General features: G+C 47.6%; 18 protein-coding genes and 1 tRNA gene. 11 read left to right on the forward strand and 8 right to left on the reverse strand.

Translation table 11 applies throughout. The features are described 5' to 3' along the window. Positions 1–203: 203 nt before the first annotated feature. The 4 genes from CVT49_15285 to CVT49_15300 all read right to left on the reverse strand — a co-directional run bounded on the left by CVT49_15285 (position 204) and on the right by CVT49_15300 (position 3,576). A complete protein-coding gene (locus CVT49_15285; GenBank protein PKK82112.1) occupies positions 204–1,481 on the reverse strand; it encodes an ATP-dependent Clp protease ATP-binding subunit ClpX in 1,278 nt (425 codons plus the stop codon). A gap of 13 nt (positions 1,482–1,494) precedes the next feature. After that, positions 1,495–2,091 (reverse strand): ATP-dependent Clp endopeptidase, proteolytic subunit ClpP, encoded by a 597-nt coding sequence (clpP, locus tag CVT49_15290; GenBank protein ID PKK82113.1) that lies wholly within the window; start codon positions 2,089–2,091, stop codon positions 1,495–1,497. After that, positions 2,092–3,459: a trigger factor gene (gene tig, locus CVT49_15295; protein PKK82114.1), complete on the reverse strand. Its 1,368-nt coding sequence runs from the start codon at positions 3,457–3,459 to the stop codon at positions 2,092–2,094. A gap of 35 nt (positions 3,460–3,494) precedes the next feature. After that, positions 3,495–3,576: transfer RNA gene (locus CVT49_15300), tRNA-Leu, on the reverse strand. Between the two features lie 168 nt (positions 3,577–3,744). On the opposite strand from CVT49_15300, the gene CVT49_15305 reads away from it, so the two are divergent. Next, positions 3,745–4,164 (forward strand): Holliday junction resolvase RuvX, encoded by a 420-nt coding sequence (locus CVT49_15305; GenBank protein PKK82115.1) that lies wholly within the window; start codon positions 3,745–3,747, stop codon positions 4,162–4,164. Continuing rightward, complete coding sequence (locus CVT49_15310) at positions 4,154–5,305, forward strand: endolytic transglycosylase MltG (protein PKK82116.1); 1,152 nt, start codon at positions 4,154–4,156, stop codon at positions 5,303–5,305. The genes CVT49_15305 and CVT49_15310 overlap by 11 nt, the downstream gene beginning before the upstream one ends. Here CVT49_15310 and CVT49_15315 read toward each other — a convergent pair. The 4 genes from CVT49_15315 to CVT49_15330 are packed head-to-tail and all read right to left on the reverse strand — an operon-like array spanning position 5,302 to position 8,778. Beyond that, on the reverse strand, positions 5,302–5,925 hold the full coding sequence (locus CVT49_15315) for a hypothetical protein (protein PKK82117.1): 624 nt from the start codon (positions 5,923–5,925) through the stop codon (positions 5,302–5,304). The genes CVT49_15310 and CVT49_15315 overlap by 4 nt on opposite strands. Further along, complete coding sequence (locus CVT49_15320; GenBank protein PKK82118.1) at positions 5,897–7,012, reverse strand: Fis family transcriptional regulator; 1,116 nt, start codon at positions 7,010–7,012, stop codon at positions 5,897–5,899. Before CVT49_15320 ends, CVT49_15315 begins: the two co-directional genes overlap by 29 nt. Positions 7,013–7,067: 55 nt before the next feature. Next, entirely contained in the window at positions 7,068–7,304 is a 237-nt protein-coding gene (locus CVT49_15325) for a hypothetical protein (GenBank protein ID PKK82119.1), read from the reverse strand. After that, complete coding sequence (locus CVT49_15330; GenBank protein ID PKK82120.1) at positions 7,297–8,778, reverse strand: hypothetical protein; 1,482 nt, start codon at positions 8,776–8,778, stop codon at positions 7,297–7,299. The genes CVT49_15325 and CVT49_15330 overlap by 8 nt, the downstream gene beginning before the upstream one ends. Positions 8,779–9,001: 223 nt before the next feature. Between CVT49_15330 and CVT49_15335 the strand changes: the two genes are divergently transcribed. The 9 genes from CVT49_15335 to CVT49_15375 form a co-directional block, all read left to right on the forward strand. After that, entirely contained in the window at positions 9,002–9,289 is a 288-nt protein-coding gene (locus tag CVT49_15335; GenBank protein ID PKK82121.1) for an Asp-tRNA(Asn)/Glu-tRNA(Gln) amidotransferase GatCAB subunit C, read from the forward strand. A 1-nt stretch (position 9,290) separates the two neighbouring features. After that, positions 9,291–10,034 carry a 3-deoxy-manno-octulosonate cytidylyltransferase gene (kdsB, locus tag CVT49_15340; protein PKK82122.1) on the forward strand — a complete coding sequence of 248 codons (744 nt, stop codon included), beginning with the start codon at positions 9,291–9,293 and terminating at the stop codon, positions 10,032–10,034. 14 nt (positions 10,035–10,048) lie between these two features. Continuing rightward, on the forward strand, positions 10,049–11,728 hold the full coding sequence (locus tag CVT49_15345; GenBank protein ID PKK82123.1) for a hypothetical protein: 1,680 nt from the start codon (positions 10,049–10,051) through the stop codon (positions 11,726–11,728). 79 nt (positions 11,729–11,807) lie between these two features. Then, a complete protein-coding gene (locus CVT49_15350; protein PKK82124.1) occupies positions 11,808–12,170 on the forward strand; it encodes a hypothetical protein in 363 nt (120 codons plus the stop codon). Positions 12,171–12,512: 342 nt separating this feature from the next. Further along, entirely contained in the window at positions 12,513–13,316 is an 804-nt protein-coding gene (locus tag CVT49_15355; GenBank protein ID PKK82125.1) for a hypothetical protein, read from the forward strand. Between the two features lie 248 nt (positions 13,317–13,564). Further along, positions 13,565–14,101, forward strand: coding sequence for a hypothetical protein (locus CVT49_15360; GenBank protein PKK82126.1), 537 nt, complete (start codon positions 13,565–13,567; stop codon positions 14,099–14,101). A gap of 214 nt (positions 14,102–14,315) precedes the next feature. Continuing rightward, positions 14,316–14,813 (forward strand): hypothetical protein, encoded by a 498-nt coding sequence (locus CVT49_15365; GenBank protein PKK82127.1) that lies wholly within the window; start codon positions 14,316–14,318, stop codon positions 14,811–14,813. 103 nt (positions 14,814–14,916) lie between these two features. After that, the gene (locus CVT49_15370; GenBank protein ID PKK82128.1) at positions 14,917–15,861 is read left to right on the forward strand and encodes a hypothetical protein; all 945 of its coding nucleotides are present in this window, start codon (positions 14,917–14,919) and stop codon (positions 15,859–15,861) included. A 796-nt stretch (positions 15,862–16,657) separates the two neighbouring features. Further along, on the forward strand, positions 16,658–17,002 hold a 345-nt coding region (locus tag CVT49_15375), incomplete at its 3' end, for a hypothetical protein (GenBank protein PKK82129.1).

Here is a 17,002-nt window from a genome sequence, read left to right on the forward strand (position 1 = left end):
ACCAAAAGAACAAAACCGTTGGTTATACCAGTGTCAAGAACACAACAAGTGTTTCATATGTTCTGAGACATACTGTCTCGGATCTCATGATACTGTACACACAAGGGTCGCCCCTACAGAAAGAATCACCACATAAAAAAATCCCCTCGCTCTACACGGGGGGATTTTGGAATTCTATCGATCTGCAACGTAATCTTGCTACATCACGCCGTTTTCTTTTTCGTCTTGCGGATTAGTTTCGGCTCGCCGGAACGGGTAATAACTTCGGGGGTGATGATGATTTCGTCGATATCATCCTCCGACGGCATATCGAACATGATATTGAGCATGGTCTTCTCGAAAATCGAGCGCAGGGCGCGGGCGCCGGTCTTTTTCTTCTCGGCAATCGCAACCGCTTCCCAGAGCGCTTCGGTCTCGAACGACAGCTTGATACCTTCCATCTCGAACAGCCGCTGATACTGCCGCGTGATGGCATTCTTCGGCCCGGTCAGGATAGTGAACAGGGCGTTGCGGTCGAGCGCGCGAAGCGGCGCCACTACCGGCAGACGGCCGATCAACTCCGGAATCAAACCGAACTGGAGCAGGTCCTCGGGCTCGATGAAGTCGAGAATCTCGGGCGATTTCTCGGAAATATTGAGATTCTCGGCATCGAAACCCATCTGCTTCTTCCCCACCCGGCGGGCGACAATCTTGTCGAGCCCTTCGAAAGCTCCGCCGCAGATAAACAGGATGTTGGTCGTGTCGATCGGGACAAACGACTGCTCGGGATGCTTGCGGCCGCCTTTGGGCGGGATATTGGCAATGGTGCCTTCGAGAATTTTCAGCAGTCCCTGCTGGACGCCTTCGCCGGAGACATCGCGGGTGATCGACGGGTTGCCGTCGGTGCGCGCGATTTTATCCAGCTCGTCGATATATATAATGCCGCGCTCGGTGAGCGCCTGGTTGTAGTTCGAAGCCTGGTACAACCGCACCAGAATATTCTCGACATCCTCGCCGACATACCCGGCTTCGGTGAGCACGGTGGCATCGGCAATGCTGAAAGGTACCTTCAAAAATTTGGCCAGCGTTCGTGCAATAAGAGTCTTGCCGGTACCGGTCGGGCCCAACAGCAGGATGTTGGATTTTTCCAGCTCGGCAATATCCCCCGATTCATCCTTTTTGTCGGACAGGGCATTGATACGCTTGTAATGATTGTACACCGCCACCGCCACCGTCCGCTTAGCTTCTTCCTGGCCGATCACGTACTTATCGAGGAATCCCTTGATTTCGGCCGGGCGCGGGAGATCGAACGTGGCGATGACCTCATCGCGCATCGGTGAAGAAACCAGGATATCATGGCAGAGCGTCACACAGTCATTGCATATAAAGGCCTCGTATCCGGCAAAAAGCCGTTTCACCTTCGAGGCCGGCTTGCCGCAAAAATTGCAGCGGTGCGACGTGCCGCCCCCGTTGGAAGTCCTATTTTGATCTTTATCGGCCAATTATACTCCGTGGTTATTTTTTCTCTTTACGTTTGAAATCGTAAATTTTATCGATCAGGCCATAATCCTGGGCCTCGCCCGCCGACATAAAATAATTGCGGTCGGTGTCTTTCTCGATCCGTTCAAGCGGCTGCCCGGTATGGTGCACGAGAAGCTGATTCAAACGGGCCTTGGTGCTGAGAAATTCCTTGGTCATGATTTCGATATCGGACACCTGGCCCTGGGTTCCGGCCGAGGGCTGATGAATCATAATCCGCGAATTGGGCAGTGCCGCTCGCTTGCCTTTGGTGCCGGCCGCCAGAAGGAACGACCCCATCGAGGCCGCCAGTCCCATACAGGTGGTGGCAATATCCGGCTTGATAAACTGCATGGTATCATAGATAGCCATGCCGGCCGTGACCGATCCGCCCGGCGAATTTATGTAAATGAAAATATCCTTTTCCGGGTCCTCCGCCTCAAGAAATAGCAACTGGGCTATTACCAGATTGGCGATATTGTCGTCGATCGGCGAACCGATAAAAATGATCCGGTCCTTCAACAGGCGCGAATAGATGTCATAAGCGCGTTCGCCGCGACCGGTCTGCTCAACCACCATCGGTATTAACGTCATTTATAATTCCTCCGTGATATTGTTTTCACTCTCCTGAGTCTCCGCAACTTTAGCGTCATCCTTCTTCGACTCATTTGACTCGGAGCCGGCGGTTATTTTAACATCGGTGATGTCCCTCACATATTCGGCTTTGGCCAGAATATGGTTTAGCGTCTTGTCCTCGAGCAAATTGTCGCGGACCTCCGGCAGTTTGCCGGACTGAGCCAGCATCTTCTTCGCCTTTTCCGCCTCCATCTTGTAGTTAGCCGCAAAGCTCTTAATCCAGTTTTCGGTATCGGACGGGAAAACTTCAATTTTTTCAAGCTCCGCCAGCCGATCCATCAGCAAATTCCAACGGATCGAATCCTCGGCCACCGACCGATACTGCTCGCGAACCATTTTCTCTTCGAACGGCTCATTGCGACGCTTCATGTCTTCCATAATCGATTCCAGATACTTCTCGATCATGGCCCCGGGAATCGGAATCTTGTTTCTTTCGATCACCTGCCGGCGCACTTCCTGTCTTTCCCACTGCCGATGATCCAGTTCCTTCTGCTTTTTCAGGTCGCCACGGATTTTCAGCCGCATCTCGAGCATCGTTTCCGATTCGCCGTGCGCTTTGGCGAAAGCGTCGTTAGCTTCGGGAAGCACCTTCTCCTTCACTTCCTTGACCTTGCATAAATACTTGATCGACTTGCCGGCCAGGCTGGTGTTCGAAAAATCCTCCGGGTAATTTACCTGAACTTCGCGCTCTTCGCCGGCCTTGATGCCGTCAAGCACCTCTCTAAATTCCTTTACGGTGACTTCGCTGGAAAGGTCCAATTCAATATCATCGAATTTATCGGTATTAAGCAGTTTATCCGGGTCATCCAGTTTCACCAGATCGAGAATAAGGGTATCACTTTTGGTGGCGGCGCGATCAACTTTTCTAATATCGGCCTTTTTCTTGCGCAGGTACTCGACAACGGCATCAACCTCGGCGTCGCGAACCTCTATTTCCTCTTTGGGCAGGACAATGCGCTCGTAATCGACTTTTTCGATTTCCGGCATCACTTCAAGTTTGGCAATAAATTTGAGCGGGCTGCCTTCATGAATATCCAGATCGGCGAAATCGGGCTGTGAGGCGACCTTAAGATTATGTTCTTTAACGGCTTGCGGGTAAGTCTGGCCGACCAGGTCCTGAAGCACTTCACCGCGAATCAGGTCATAAAACTTTGATTTTATGACACTCATGGGCACTTTGCCGGGACGGAACCCTTTAATTTTGGCTTCTTTCTGATATTTTTTGTATTGATCAGAAAAGGCCTTATCGACCATATCCGCAGGAATTTCAATTTCTATCTCGCGAACAAGTCCGTCGGAGGATTTTATTTCGGATTTCAATTTCACAAGCTCCTTTCAGCTCAATAATCCACACATTTATCTGCGAAAGGGGGGACTCGAACCCCCACCCGGTAAAGGACTGGATCCTAAATCCAGCGCGTCTACCAGTTCCGCCACTTTCGCATCAGGAACAGGAATATAGGTTTTTTGGTTCCACAAGTCAAGAAATTGGGGAGAACCCAATCTTCATTGATATAACCGATATATTCAATAAAAGATTATCCAGATTCATATTTATTAGTTCCCAATGTATTATTTGACAAGAAGCCGTCATTGACATAAATTTTCAAAATGAAAGATATGATCTACCTCGGCATTGACTTCGGTTTGAGGCGGATCGGGCTGGCCAAATCGGACCCGACCGGCTTGATTGCCTCGGCGTATAAAACTATAACATATAAGTCGATAAAAAAAGCGGTCGGGGAAATCGTCGCTGATATCGAGGAACTCGGCGCGGTCGGGGTGGTGGTCGGCTATCCGGTTGCCCCGGATGGGGGCAATAAGGGCGAGCGATGCAGGATGGTCGATGATTTTATCGTCCGGCTTGAAAAAGTTTATTCAGGGCCGATTTATAAATATGATGAGCGGTTTTCATCGGTCGAAGCCGAGGACATGATCCACAAGCACGGCAAGAAGATCGGCCGTGATAAGGGCCGGGTGGATCGGATGGCGGCGGCCCTTATATTACAGAGATTTCTGGATGAACGATAGAAAGCCGCATAAGGCGAAAATAAGGTTCTATGAATATTTTCTATATGTTATTGTCACCGCCGTTACTTTCCTCCTGGCGGTTCCGGTGGTTATCATGAAGTTTTTTTCCTACATGGCCGGCTCGCTGGGCGCCCCTCTTAAATCAATAAAGAATTTTGTCGGCTTTCTATTGGTTCTGATGATAGCCGGGGGCGGACTGCTGGCCTTTGAAATATTCGTCCCGTACGATATCGGAGCAAGTATCAAATCGGTTATGGTCGAGGAAAACGATAATTTTTCCGGCGTCCTGACCGATATGCAGGATGAAAATATCCTGAAGGGCCGTTACCTTTTCAAAATGTTGTCCGTTATTACCGGAACGGATAAAATGCTGGTGCCGGGGCGTTATGATTTTTCGGGGAAGGTCTCGCTCCATGGTATCTTAAAGAAGTTCAGGAGACATGACATTGCCACCGCCATGATTACCATTCCCGAAGGTCTGAACGTTTATAAGACGGCCGGGGTTATCAGCCGCAATCTGGGACTCGATTCGGCAACGATCGTCTCACTGGCCTTTGACACGAATTATACGCAGTCCCGATTCGGGCTGGATGGTTTGGAAGGTTACCTGTATCCGGAAACGTACCGGGTCTGGTACGGCATCCAAATTGACGACATCCTCAAGATAATCGTTGATGAGTTCAACCGGCAAACCGAGAATTTGCTGAAGGATCTTCCTGAAAATATCGGATCCAAAAACGATCTTATGGCTCTGGCTTCGATTATCGAAGCGGAGGCGATGTACGACGATGAGAAACCGATTATTTCATCGGTTTACCATAATCGATTGAAGAACAAAATGCTCCTGCAGGCCGATCCGACCGTCATTTACGCCCTAGGCGGGCTCGACAGACCGCTCTATTACCACGACCTCAAATATGATTCGCCATATAATACCTATATGTATAAGGGCCTCCCGCCCGGCCCCATCAATTCACCCGGACTGGCATCGATCAAAGCGGCGCTTAATCCCGAAACAACCGAGTTTGTCTATTTCGTTGCCGACCGGAACGGACGGCATATATTTTCAAGCACCCTCCGGGAACATAATCAGGCAAAGAATAGAATTAAGAGAGAAAAGAAAGAAAACGGGGCCGGTTAAGCGTACAATCGGCTGATTTCCCGTTCGATCGATTTTCCAAACCGCTCCAGAACAGCGTCAAGGGCGCCATCCCTGAAGAGGGTAAAAGCATACAGGGCCGGTGAGGTCAGGCAGATTAATCCGCACACGTCGCCATCATTTTTTATCGGGCAAATAGCAATGGAACCGGGATTGTCATCAAGCAGAAGCTTTCTTTCAATAAAGTTTCCCGAGAATTCATGAGGATAGTTTTCCGTGTATATCTCTTTACCTCCCAGCACCTGATATATGATGGAATTCTGCCGGGGGAGTGTCAGAGCCAGGCCGATCCGCGAATTCTGCGGCCCTTTCATGGCAATGACTTTGAGATCGTCATCACGCATGGAGCGGATAACCAGGATGGAGCGCGACAGCGAGAAAAATTTGTTCAGTTTTTTTGTCAGACTGAAAAAAAGATCATAAATGTTTTTATTATTTCGAAACAGCGAGCTAAGCGATTTGAGAAAAATATTGCTCATGCGGCCGTTGATATTGTCTTCAATATTAATTGCACCGGATCCTTTCAGGGCCAGGTAATCATCCGGGCGCGATGCAATTTCGATATCCGTAATGTCACTCTTGTTCGACATCAGCATACTCATCGATTTTACTGATATTGTATTTTTTTATTTTCCGCCACAGTGTCGTTCTTCCGATACCGAGTTTTGTGGCCGTTCGGGTGAGGTTCCAGTCATTGGCATGAAGCATGGTTTCGATTCGCTGCTTGAGGCTATCCTCCAGAGTCCCGCTTTCGACATTGACCGGTTCTCTTCGAAGGAATATCTGAGGGGGTAATTTCGACGAGTTAATAAAAACAATGTCCCGGTCATTGATTTCGCGGGATTGCGACAGGGCCAGGGCTCGTTTGAGGGTGTTTTCAAGTTCGCGGACATTGCCCGGCCAGGTATGCGAGAGCAGTTTTTCCATCGCGCCCGTAGTGATCGAAAATTTATCACGTTGCTCGATATTTTCTCTCTTAAGTAAGTGCTCGACGAGAACAGGAATATCGTCAATCCGTTGTCTCAACGGCGGAATATTAAGCGGCAGAACATTCAGGCGATAGAACAGATCTTCCCGAAAATTTTTTTTCTCCACCAATATGGACAAATCGCGGTTGGTGGCGGCAATAATTCGGACATCGATCTTTTTTGATATCGTGGAACCGACAGGACGAATTTCCGACTCCTGAAGCACCCTTAGAATTTTCGCCTGTAAGGCCATCGGCATATCACCGACTTCATCAAGAAAAACCGTCCCGCCATCACCCTCTTCGAATAAACCCTTGTGATCGGAATAGGCCGATGTAAATGAACCTTTGGTATGACCGAATAATTCCGACTCGAGGAGACTCTCCGGAATAGAGGTGCATTCGATGGGAATAAAGCGTTTCCGCCGGCGCGCCGAGTGGTAGTGAATCGCCTTCGCAAGCAGTTCCTTGCCGGTTCCTGACTCGCCGGTTATAAGTATCACAATATCGGTTCCGGAGACTCGCGAGGCCACATTTTTTAGAGACCTCATGGCATCCGAGACGCCCACCAGGCTGTCGAATCCGTAATTCCAGGCAATTTGCTCCCGAAGCGCGGAAAGTTCTTCCTTGATATTTTTATGCTCCAGCGCCTTCTCGACCGTGATCAGAAGCTCTTCATTGCGAAACGGTTTGGTAATGTAATCATAGGCCCCATGCCGCATCGCCGCAACCGCGTTTTCTATCGAACCGAAGGCAGTCTGTATTATGATGGTGATTTCAGATGATAGTTTTTTTTGTTCTGGCCAATAAATCCAGCCCGCTCCCGTCGGCCATTTTCAGGTCGCTGATTATCAGATCAACCCGCTGTTTTTTTATGGTATCACAGGCCGATTCGACACCATCGGCGGTCAGAACCAGGTAGTTATTTTTTTTCAGGACAATCTCGACCGATCCCCTGAAATCGACGTCGTCATCGACTAAAAGAATAACCGTTTTGGCGTCATTATTACTCATCGGAAGTAGTCTTTATCCTTGCTTTAATTGGCAATAACAGGGTTACATGGAATAAATTATCAGGCTCGATTTCGATTTTCAGTTCCCCGCCATGTTCCGAAATTATTCGTTCCGCAATTGTCAGTCCCATGCCGGCATGTCCTGATTTCCATGAAATAAACGGCTGGGCCGGGTCCGGAGCAGCCACAGCGGCGTTAATCCTGGCGTCAGGCGTCAGGTTGTTTCGAATACGGACCGAAACACTCTCGTCCCTTATTGATGTGGTCGCCGCAATTTCTCCGGTCGGCGGGCAGGCCTCGATAGCGTTGGTCACTAATTCCCGGAGGGCCGTTTTTAGTTTCGACCTGTCACCGGTCAGGGATGGCAATTCCGGATCAAGGGCCAGCCCCAATCGGGGCGGATACTCCAGCTCCGCCAGCCGTTCCCTGATTATTTCCTCGAGCAGTTCATTAAGGTCGATATTATCATTCATCTGAGAATTGCCTTCGGCATATTGATTCAAACGGGAGATCATACCATCACATCTTTTGATTGCCGATTCGATGATCGTCAAAAGCGTGATGTCATCATGGTCGATAATATGTCCTTCCTGCAAAGAGAGTTGGCTTGCGGCCGTCCGGATGGCTCCCAGCTTTCCCCTCAATTGATGTGAGAAATTACTGATCAGTCGGTCATTCTTGCAGGAAAAAGATATATCTGCCAGCCGCGGCTGAAATGACAGCAGGATAAATTCAAACCCGAGAAGATTCAATTTCGATATCTGCAGATTTTTGAAATGCCGCTTTAGAAGATTGTACTCCTGGTCGTTTTCGGTATTGGAAATTATGGCCGGGATCAATTGCTCGGTTACCAGCCGGCTTATTTCTTCATCGGGAATCTTCGGACCGCCCCGTTCCGGCGGGCAACTCATGATAATTTCGCCATCGGCCGGATTGACCGCATATCTGAAGGCGGATTTGTTTTTCGCGAAATCGGCCGCAATTCTTGAACCGGAGAAAGCGTCGTAGAACCTTCTGATACCTCCCAGAAATCCATACAATTTTTCTTCGTTCAAACCGGACCAATTCCAGTTATTCGAATAAATCACGCCGCCGGCAATCTCATTATTATTTCTGTCATATCCCAATGATGTACAGAACAGAGTATATCCCAGTTCGTTTATCTTCCTGTTGATATACAATTGCTGCCTGAAAATGCAGGCGCTGTCGTTCCTGATGGTTTCTTTGATGGTCTCAATCGGTATCAGTTCAAGGTTGTCGGGGTGCAGGTATTTTTCATCTTTCACCAAAAAGAAAAGACAATTTCCCGGAAGCGAATTTTCGATCCTGTCAATGGCCGAAGAACTTATTCCGCGCCCGGTATATAAATCATGCACCAGCGTGAACAAGGTTTGACCATCGAGATCGCTATATGTTTCGACCGGTTCTTTTTCGCGGCCGGTCTCCGCCTGAAATCTTTCGGCTATTGTAGGCATAGTCCCATTCATGTTTCAAAATGATACACTTAATATTTTTATCGGAAAACGCCGGCAATCCTTTACTTCTTGGGCCGGGGCAGCGCTGTAAAGTTGCGCTGGAATAAGATGAAATCGTATAAGATTAAAACGATTGAGTCTCCCGAAAGCACAGGGGCCGGGGCTGTTTCAATAGAAATAATTTAAATCTTGACACCGTATTTTGTTAAAGTTATTATCACTTATGCCTGTATTAAAGTACGATATTTCCAGGATTTCGGGGCTTGCCCGCCTTGTTTTGATTCCTGAAGATGAAATTGTCATATCCCGTGATCTGTCTAAAACCCTTGATTTTATTGATCAAATCCAGGGTTTTGACCCCGATGAGATGGACCATAATTTCCGCACCGAACAGGCCGAGAACAGATTAAGAGAAGACAGGATTAAACCGTCACTGCCCCGGACAAGGACCCTGGGCAATGCGCCGGACAAAGATGAGGATTTTTTCAGAGTTCCAAGGGTGTTAGGTTGAAATGAAGCCAAAAATTCTGGCTGTTATTCCTGCTCGTTTCGCCTCGAAACGATTCCCCGGGAAACCACTGTCTCTAATAGCCGGAAAGCCTCTGATTCAGCATATCTATCAAGCCGCCTCAAAATCCCGACTGATCGAAAAGGTTATAGTCGCCACCGATTCACCTGAAATCATGAAGGTGGTCAACGACTTCGGCGGCGAGGCGATCATCACATCCGGCAACCATCAGACAGGTTCCGACCGGGCGGCCGAGGCCATGGAAAAAATCGGGGGCGAAATAATTATTAATATTCAGGCCGACCACATCGGGATCAAGCCGGCTGTGTTCGACCGGATTCTGGAATCCATGCTGCAGGATCGCAAAATTATGTTTGCTACTATTGCCAGAAAAGTCGAGGACGAAGCGGCTCTGTTCGATCCCAACCGGGTCAAATTGATTATCGACAGAGATGATTATGCCTATTGGTTTTCGCGCTATCCTCTTCCCTTTCTGCAGGGAGTCAACGGCAACCGGCTGGGACAGTTTGATTTCTATTACCATGTTGGAACTTACTTTTTTAGAAAAGCCGGTTTGAAGCTATTTCATTCGTGGCCCCGGTCGCCGCTCGAAATAGCGGAATCGCTGGAACAACTCAGAATTCTTGAAAATCGCCACAAAATAAAAGTATTTAAGATAAAAAATGAAATTCTTTCAATAGACGCACCTGAAGACCTTAAACTTGCTGAAAAAAATTATAAAAAGTAGGACTGGAGAGTAACGTGCCCGAGAAAAAGACAAAATATATTTTTGTGACCGGTGGCGTTGTCTCCGCGCTGGGCAAAGGGATTGCATCGGCATCACTGGGGCTGCTGCTTAAAAAACGGGGTTTCAATGTTGATATTGTCAAATGCGACCCGTACATAAACGTCGACCCGGGGACGATGAATCCGTTCCAGCATGGAGAGGTGTATGTCCTTGATGACGGCTCGGAGACCGACCTTGATCTGGGCCATTATGAGCGCTTTCTCGATAAGAGCATGACCAAGGACAATAATGTCACGACCGGTCAGGTGTACCATACGGTTATCTCGCGTGAAAGACGCGGTGATTACCTGGGGGCCACCGTTCAGGTGATTCCTCATATCACCAATGAAATCAAGGAATGTATCAAGCGCCCAGCCAAAAACAATCCCGACACCGATGTCGTTATCGTCGAGATCGGCGGCACCGTCGGCGATATCGAGTCGCAACCGTTTCTGGAAGCCATCCGCCAGATGGCCCTTGAGAATGAGCCCGAAGATACCATCTTTGTCCATCTGACTTTGGTTCCGTATATCGCCACGGCCGGCGAGATGAAAACCAAACCGACCCAGCACTCGGTCAAGGCTTTGCGGGAAATCGGTATTCAGCCCAAAGTGCTGCTTTGCCGCACCGCCAAGCAGCTTGATGACCCGATCCGTAAGAAAATCGGCCTGTTCTGTAATGTGCCGGCAAGTCATGTTATATCCGCCATCGATGCCGAAACAATCTATGAGGTCCCGCTCAATTTCCACCGTGAGGGTTTTGATGAAATCGTCTGCAAACACCTGCACCTGCTAAACGGCGAGCCGAACCTGACCGACTGGGAAGAAATGGTTCAAAAGATCAAACATCCGGCGCACCGGGTTAAAATCGCCATCTGCGGCAAATATGTCTATCTCAAGGACGCCTACAAATCAATTATCGAATCATTCATTCATGCCGGCCAGGAAAATGACACGCGGGTCGATTTGATCTGGGTGTCATCCGAGGATATCAAGCAGCATGGGGCCGGCAAGTTCCTGTCCGATATCGACGGGCTGCTCATACCGGGCGGTTTTGGCGAGCGCGGAGTCGAGGGAAAAATCGAATCGATTCAATATGTCCGCGAAAACAATATTCCGTTTTTGGGGATCTGTCTCGGTATGCAGTGTGCCGTGATCGAATTCGCCCGTAATGTCTGCGATCTCAAAGATGCCCATAGCTACGAATTTTATGCCGACCTGAAACATCCCGTCATACACCTGATGGCCGATCAGGAAGGCGTTACTAATCTCGGCGGCACCATGCGGCTGGGAACATACAAAGCGATTTTGAACAAAGATTCGAAGTCTTATAAAGCATACGGCCTTGAAGAAATCTCCGAGCGGCACCGGCACCGCTATGAATTCAACAATGCCTACCGCGAGCTTTTCGAAAATACCGACTTTAGGCTAACTGGAATGTCGCCGGATGGCCGGTTGGTGGAAATTATCGAGGTGGTCAATCACCCCTGGTTTGTGGCCTCGCAATTTCACCCGGAACTAAAATCCCGCCCGACCCGGGCACACCCGCTCTTTCGCGATTTCATCGGCGCCTCGGTGGCCTATATGCTCCGCCAAAAAGACGCTGCCCAGAAGAAAATCAACGACGATCTGAAAGAGCGCCAGGAAGTAAGCTGAGAGAATTAGATAAACATTTATTCGGCGTTTGGAATGTTGGCTTATTAAGCAAAACTTTCAAGCCTTTTTTTAGGTGTCTATGAGTATAGAATGGAATGATAAAGATTTCGATAAATGGCAAAAACTGCGTAATAAGTATCGAGAAGCAAAGAAAGAAAACAACTATAAAAAGGTCATTTCTTTATGTGAAACAATTATTGATTTAGACAAAAGAGCCAAATTTATTTGTATAATGACACCACTATTTTTGAAAGACATTGCTAATGCATATTACAAGTTAGGTGAAATGTCAAAATCATTGAAATATTATGAATTAGCACTAGATAGCTTCGTAAAGTTTAGAGCGGAAAATAAATTAAATAAGCCAACTGATTGGTTAAATGATATAGATAAAATTCAGAAAAAAATTGAGATGCTTAAAAATAAATTGACCATATTTTGAAATTTAGAATCTAGCATAGGAAGAAATATTTTTAAGGATCAGGAAGCTTCGGACTATTACAATAATGGTGACTTCTAAACTGCAATTTTATAAACCTATAATGTTTCTTCGGTGATATAATCCCATTTATATTTTTATCAACAGAGGATGCAATTTTCAACCCTTAGGCAAATGATTTGATTAATATTTATCAAAGACAGGCCCTCCGGCCTGTCTTTTTTTTAGATTTGGTCCAAACCAAAACGTGACCATTTATATCTGGACGGATGCTTCTGTTTTGCGTATCTTTTTTACAGGAAGATAATTTCACTTAATTTTCAGACTATTTTAACTTAATCCGTTATGAGTTTAGAGATAACAACCTGTCCGTCGCGGAATATCCTTCATCCGAGCACGTTGCTCGATTTTAAGTATGAAATCGGGCCGTATTACGGCTGTGAGCATAATTGCCGCTATTGCTATGGGCATGACAGCCGCGAAACCGATTGGTCAACCGAAATCCAAATCCATGAAAATTTCTCAGCTCAACTTCAGAGCGAGCTTGCCAGCCTGGAAAAACAAACCTTTTTTGTCGGTATGGATACCGACCCGTACCAGCCGGTTGAAAAAACGCTTCAACACACCCGCCAGACCCTCGAATTGCTGTGTGTCAAAGGACATTCCGCCTGTATTCTGACCAAATCGGACCTGGTCATTCGCGATATCGACCTTCTTCGCGCCATGCCCGGCTCCTCGGTCGGATTTTCGTTTGCCTTCCAGACCGAACGCTCGCGGACAATATTCGAGGAAAAGGCCCCATCAAATCGCCGGCGTATCGAAGCCATGAAAAAACTCAAAGAAGCCGGTATTGAAATTTACGCCCTCATATCCCCGGTCATCCCGTTTATTACGAATATCGAAATGCAGATAAATATGCTTGAGAGAATGGTCGACTCAATTTGGGTTTATCGCCTTAAAATGAGCGACGAGAATGCCAGAAGCTGGCTCAATGTCGAAGAAATAATAAATAAGCATTGCCCGGAAATTCATAAATCTTTCAAGAAAATTGTCTTTGCCGACAAACACCCATATTGGGAAAATCTGACCGCCAGACTTAGCCGCATCCAGGCCGAGAAAAGGCTGAAGCTGTTTCTGCATCTGCAATAGATCTCCCGGCTCCAGCCCGTCAGTGCGGCATAACCACATACAATTTATATGCTTAGATTATTTTCTATGGTTGTTTCAGGTAGACTTGTACTGAATTTCGCCCGGAAATCTTTACAAAAAAGGAACCTTTAGTCCGCCTGAGTTGTTTAATTAATCAAAGCAGACAAATTTAGTCCTGAATATTTTTGAACCTCTAAGGACTGGCAGAGAGAAAAAAGCAAGTAAAGCATCAGAGTAAAACTTAAAAGATGGAGGAAAGCACCGTGAGAAAAGCAATACTTTTTGGATTAGCAGTTGTTCTGGGATTGATCCTGGTCGGGACACAGACAAATGTTATGGCCTGCGGCGGCGACAAGAGTGGCGCCAAGATGGGCAGCACTTCGGATATGAAGGCCACCATGGCCGGGGCCAAGACAGTCGGTGACACCCAGTGTGCGGCTAAAACAGATGAAGTCAAAATGACCGCCAAGGATGCTGGTAAAATGGAATATCCTGTGAAGTTCGCCACCGCCGAATTCTCGATTAAGGGGATGACCTGCGCCGGTTGCGAAAATCAGGTCAAGACCGCTTTGATGAACCATGAAGGTGTCAATGATGTCGCCGAAGTCAGCCATGTCTCGGAACATGCCGTTGTGAAATATGATCCGGCCAAGGTTAATCCGACCGAACTGGCATCGACGATTACCAAGCTCGGATACAAGAGCGAATATATGCAGGCTTCAACCGAAATGGTCAAAGAGTCGGCCAAGCAGGCTGTCGAAGAAGTAAAAAGTAAAGATATGTAAGCAGTAATCCTCAGAGCAGTTAGCTTTAACGTTTAATCCTATAGTCCCAACAGCAACGGGTTCGCGAAAGCGAGCCCGTTTTTTTTAATGTTTACCCTTTTTGATATTGAACCAACGGCCGTTTTGATGGTATAATCTTCTTGACAAACAGGACTGTATAAGTATAATATGTGTATAATATTTACTAACCACTTATGTTTGGAGGATCCCCCAGGTGAAAAGAATTATTGCTCTCGTTGCTGTTGTTGCATTGGCAATTTCGATGATTGCCGCTCCGGTTATGGCCGGTTCCGGCTGCGAAAGCTTGAAGGCCGGCAAATGCGCCCTGACCGGCAAGGCCTGTACCTCGGCTAAGGAAACCACCACATCCGACGCTACCGTCGATGCTACGGCCGAAAAGAAAATGAGCTGCTCCAATGCCACGCTGGCTGTCGAAGGTCTCAAGGATGCCGCAGCGGTCGAGAAACTGGGCAAGATGCTCGGTGAAACCGAAGGTATTTACTGCGTCGAGAAATTCGATACCGAAAACGGCAAAGCGGTTGTCTGTTTCGATCCGGCCAAGACCGATGCCACTAAGCTGGCCGGCGCCATGACCGAATTCGGTTTTGCGACCAAGGTTCTTTCGACGGCCGAAGGTCATAAAGAGGGATGCACACCCGAACAAATGGCCAAGTGCAAAAAAACTTGCCCGATGTCCGGCGATAAGAAATAAAATGATTTTGATAAAAATATAAAGGCGGGAATCAAATCCCGCCTTTTTTATGTTAAAATAATTAGTTGATATTGCACCGGATAACGTCGGATAATATATTGAGATGATGCGACACCTGTTACTTATCATAATTTGCCTGACCCTGGTCATGCCGGTTTATGCCGCCAAATATGCCGGCGATCCATTCTCTCTCGGCGTCGGCGCGCGGGCGCTGGCCATGGGCGGCGCGACTATTGCCGGGCCGTTCGATGCTTCGGCCGGTTACTGGAACCCGGCCGGATTGAATTATCTGACCGGCCACAATTTGCTGGCCATGCATTCCGAGACTTTCGGTTCGCTTCTTAATCATGATTTTGTCGGTTACGGCAAATATCGGGGCGACTCGCGTTTTATGATACAATCTTACGGTTTCTATCTCTATTATCTCGGCGGCGGCGGCATCAAGATCACCGATCGCGACCCGGTCACACAGCGGCCGTATGTGGTCCGCGAGGAATCGCACGGCGACTATCTTCTGGCCGGCTCGCTGGCCGGGAAAATCAGGGATCGATTCGATGTCGGTGTCACGGTCAAAATCATTTATCGCGATCTGGGGACATTTTCCGGATATGGTTTGACGGCCGATGTCGGCGGCCTGTATGAGCCATACGATTTCGCGCGCATCGGACTGGTCGTGACCGATATTACTTCGGGGTTCATTCGCTACGAAGGCGGCACAACCGAGTCGATCTTACCGACCGTCAGGCCGGGACTGCTGTTGCATCATACTATCGATGATTTCACCGGGCGGATGGTGATGTCGGGCGATGTCAAGTTCGAGGGCATCAAGCAGGGGGCGCAGTACTGGATGGGCGAATTGTCGCTCGACACGCATTTCGGCTGGGAGCTGTCGTACCGCGAGATGGTTTTCGGCCGGGCCGGGTTCGATATCGGCAATTTCACCGGCGGTATCGGCATCGACATCAGGAATATCAAGGTTGACCTGGCGTATCTTCACAATTCCAAATTCGACGAAACCTTTCGCATCTCCGCCGGCTATTCGTTTTAGAATCTATTCATAGGCAATATTTATATCTAATCATTGTAGAGGCGGGTTTCAAACCGTCCCCTTCAGTCTTTTATCCCCTCTTGAGAGGGGTGCCCGGAGTCTTCGGAGGGCGGGGTGTGTTATTTATATTTGCGACCTGGCTTACACACCCCTAAATCCCCTCTCGAGAGGGGACTTAAAGAAAAGACGTTTCTTGTTGTGTCGGGTCTTGTTCCCCCGCGTAAGTCGGGGGAATGTGACCTGACACCACAAAAACATTTTAGACAATTTTACCATCAAACTACTTTTAGGGAGTTCATTCCACTCAATAATTTTGCTCTAATCCTAATTCATCTTTATGCTTACACGACCGGGTGGCATTCCCAAACTTGTTTGGGGATGTCTTTTCAAATGTTCCGCCCCAAATAAATTTGGCGCGGCCACCCGGCGCAACGACGATTAATATTCAATTATTGAAAAATGTAGCGGCGGGTTTCAAACCCGCCTTTTTAGTTTTTTATCCCCTCTTGAGAGGGGTGCCCGGAGTCTTCGGAGGGCCGGGTGTGTTGTTTATAATTGCGACCTGGTTTACACACCCCTAAATCCCCTCTCGAGAGGGGACTTAAGATATCTTCGTACCACTACAAATTTCCTCGGAAAATCGCCCATATTTCCCCTTGCGCAATTCAAAAAAAGGCATTAATCTATATCAGTTTGTCGGTGATAAATAGGGATACATTGTCGGTGGCCCCGCGCCACAGGTTATTCGGATTCAATTATTATAAGCTGGTAAGTTAATCAGGAGGTTTTAGATATCATGTCGGACCTGGGAATAATAAAGCAAATAGAAAAAGAGCTGAAGATTAAATTAGAGAGATTAGTAAAAGTAGAATGGAACAGCAAGGGCTACACACTTGATGAAAAGGGGAAGGTGACCGGCCTGGGTTTTTATGTATGCAAGATCAAGAATCTAAAGCGTATCATTACCCCGCTTAAAGAATTAACGAATTTAACAACATTAGATTTATATTATAATCAAATCAGCGAGCTGGCCCCGCTTAAGGAATTAAAGAAGTTAACAACATTAGATTTATCATCTAATCAAATCAGCGAGCTGGCCCCGCTTAAAGAATTAAAGAAGTTAACAACATTAGATTTATCA

Source organism: candidate division Zixibacteria bacterium HGW-Zixibacteria-1, from assembly GCA_002838945.1.
In the GTDB taxonomy this organism is placed as follows: Bacteria; Zixibacteria; MSB-5A5; order GN15; family PGXB01; genus PGXB01.

Bases quoted from the DNA above. Each gene is read 5' to 3' on its own strand.
- clpP (PKK82113.1), bottom strand. From the start codon at position 2,091: ATGACGTTAATACCGATGGTGGTTGAGCAGACCGGTCGCGGCGAACGC.
- CVT49_15305 (PKK82115.1), top strand. From the start codon at position 3,745: ATGAAAGATATGATCTACCTCGGCATTGACTTCGGTTTGAGGCGGATC.
- CVT49_15310 (PKK82116.1), top strand. From the start codon at position 4,154: ATGAACGATAGAAAGCCGCATAAGGCGAAAATAAGGTTCTATGAATAT.
- CVT49_15315 (PKK82117.1), bottom strand. From the start codon at position 5,925: ATGAGTATGCTGATGTCGAACAAGAGTGACATTACGGATATCGAAATT.
- CVT49_15320 (PKK82118.1), bottom strand. From the start codon at position 7,012: ATGCGGCATGGGGCCTATGATTACATTACCAAACCGTTTCGCAATGAA.
- CVT49_15325 (PKK82119.1), bottom strand. From the start codon at position 7,304: ATGAGTAATAATGACGCCAAAACGGTTATTCTTTTAGTCGATGACGAC.
- CVT49_15330 (PKK82120.1), bottom strand. From the start codon at position 8,778: ATGCCTACAATAGCCGAAAGATTTCAGGCGGAGACCGGCCGCGAAAAA.
- CVT49_15335 (PKK82121.1), top strand. From the start codon at position 9,002: ATGCCTGTATTAAAGTACGATATTTCCAGGATTTCGGGGCTTGCCCGC.
- kdsB (PKK82122.1), top strand. From the start codon at position 9,291: ATGAAGCCAAAAATTCTGGCTGTTATTCCTGCTCGTTTCGCCTCGAAA.
- CVT49_15350 (PKK82124.1), top strand. From the start codon at position 11,808: ATGAGTATAGAATGGAATGATAAAGATTTCGATAAATGGCAAAAACTG.
- CVT49_15355 (PKK82125.1), top strand. From the start codon at position 12,513: ATGAGTTTAGAGATAACAACCTGTCCGTCGCGGAATATCCTTCATCCG.
- CVT49_15360 (PKK82126.1), top strand. From the start codon at position 13,565: ATGGAGGAAAGCACCGTGAGAAAAGCAATACTTTTTGGATTAGCAGTT.
- CVT49_15370 (PKK82128.1), top strand. From the start codon at position 14,917: ATGATGCGACACCTGTTACTTATCATAATTTGCCTGACCCTGGTCATG.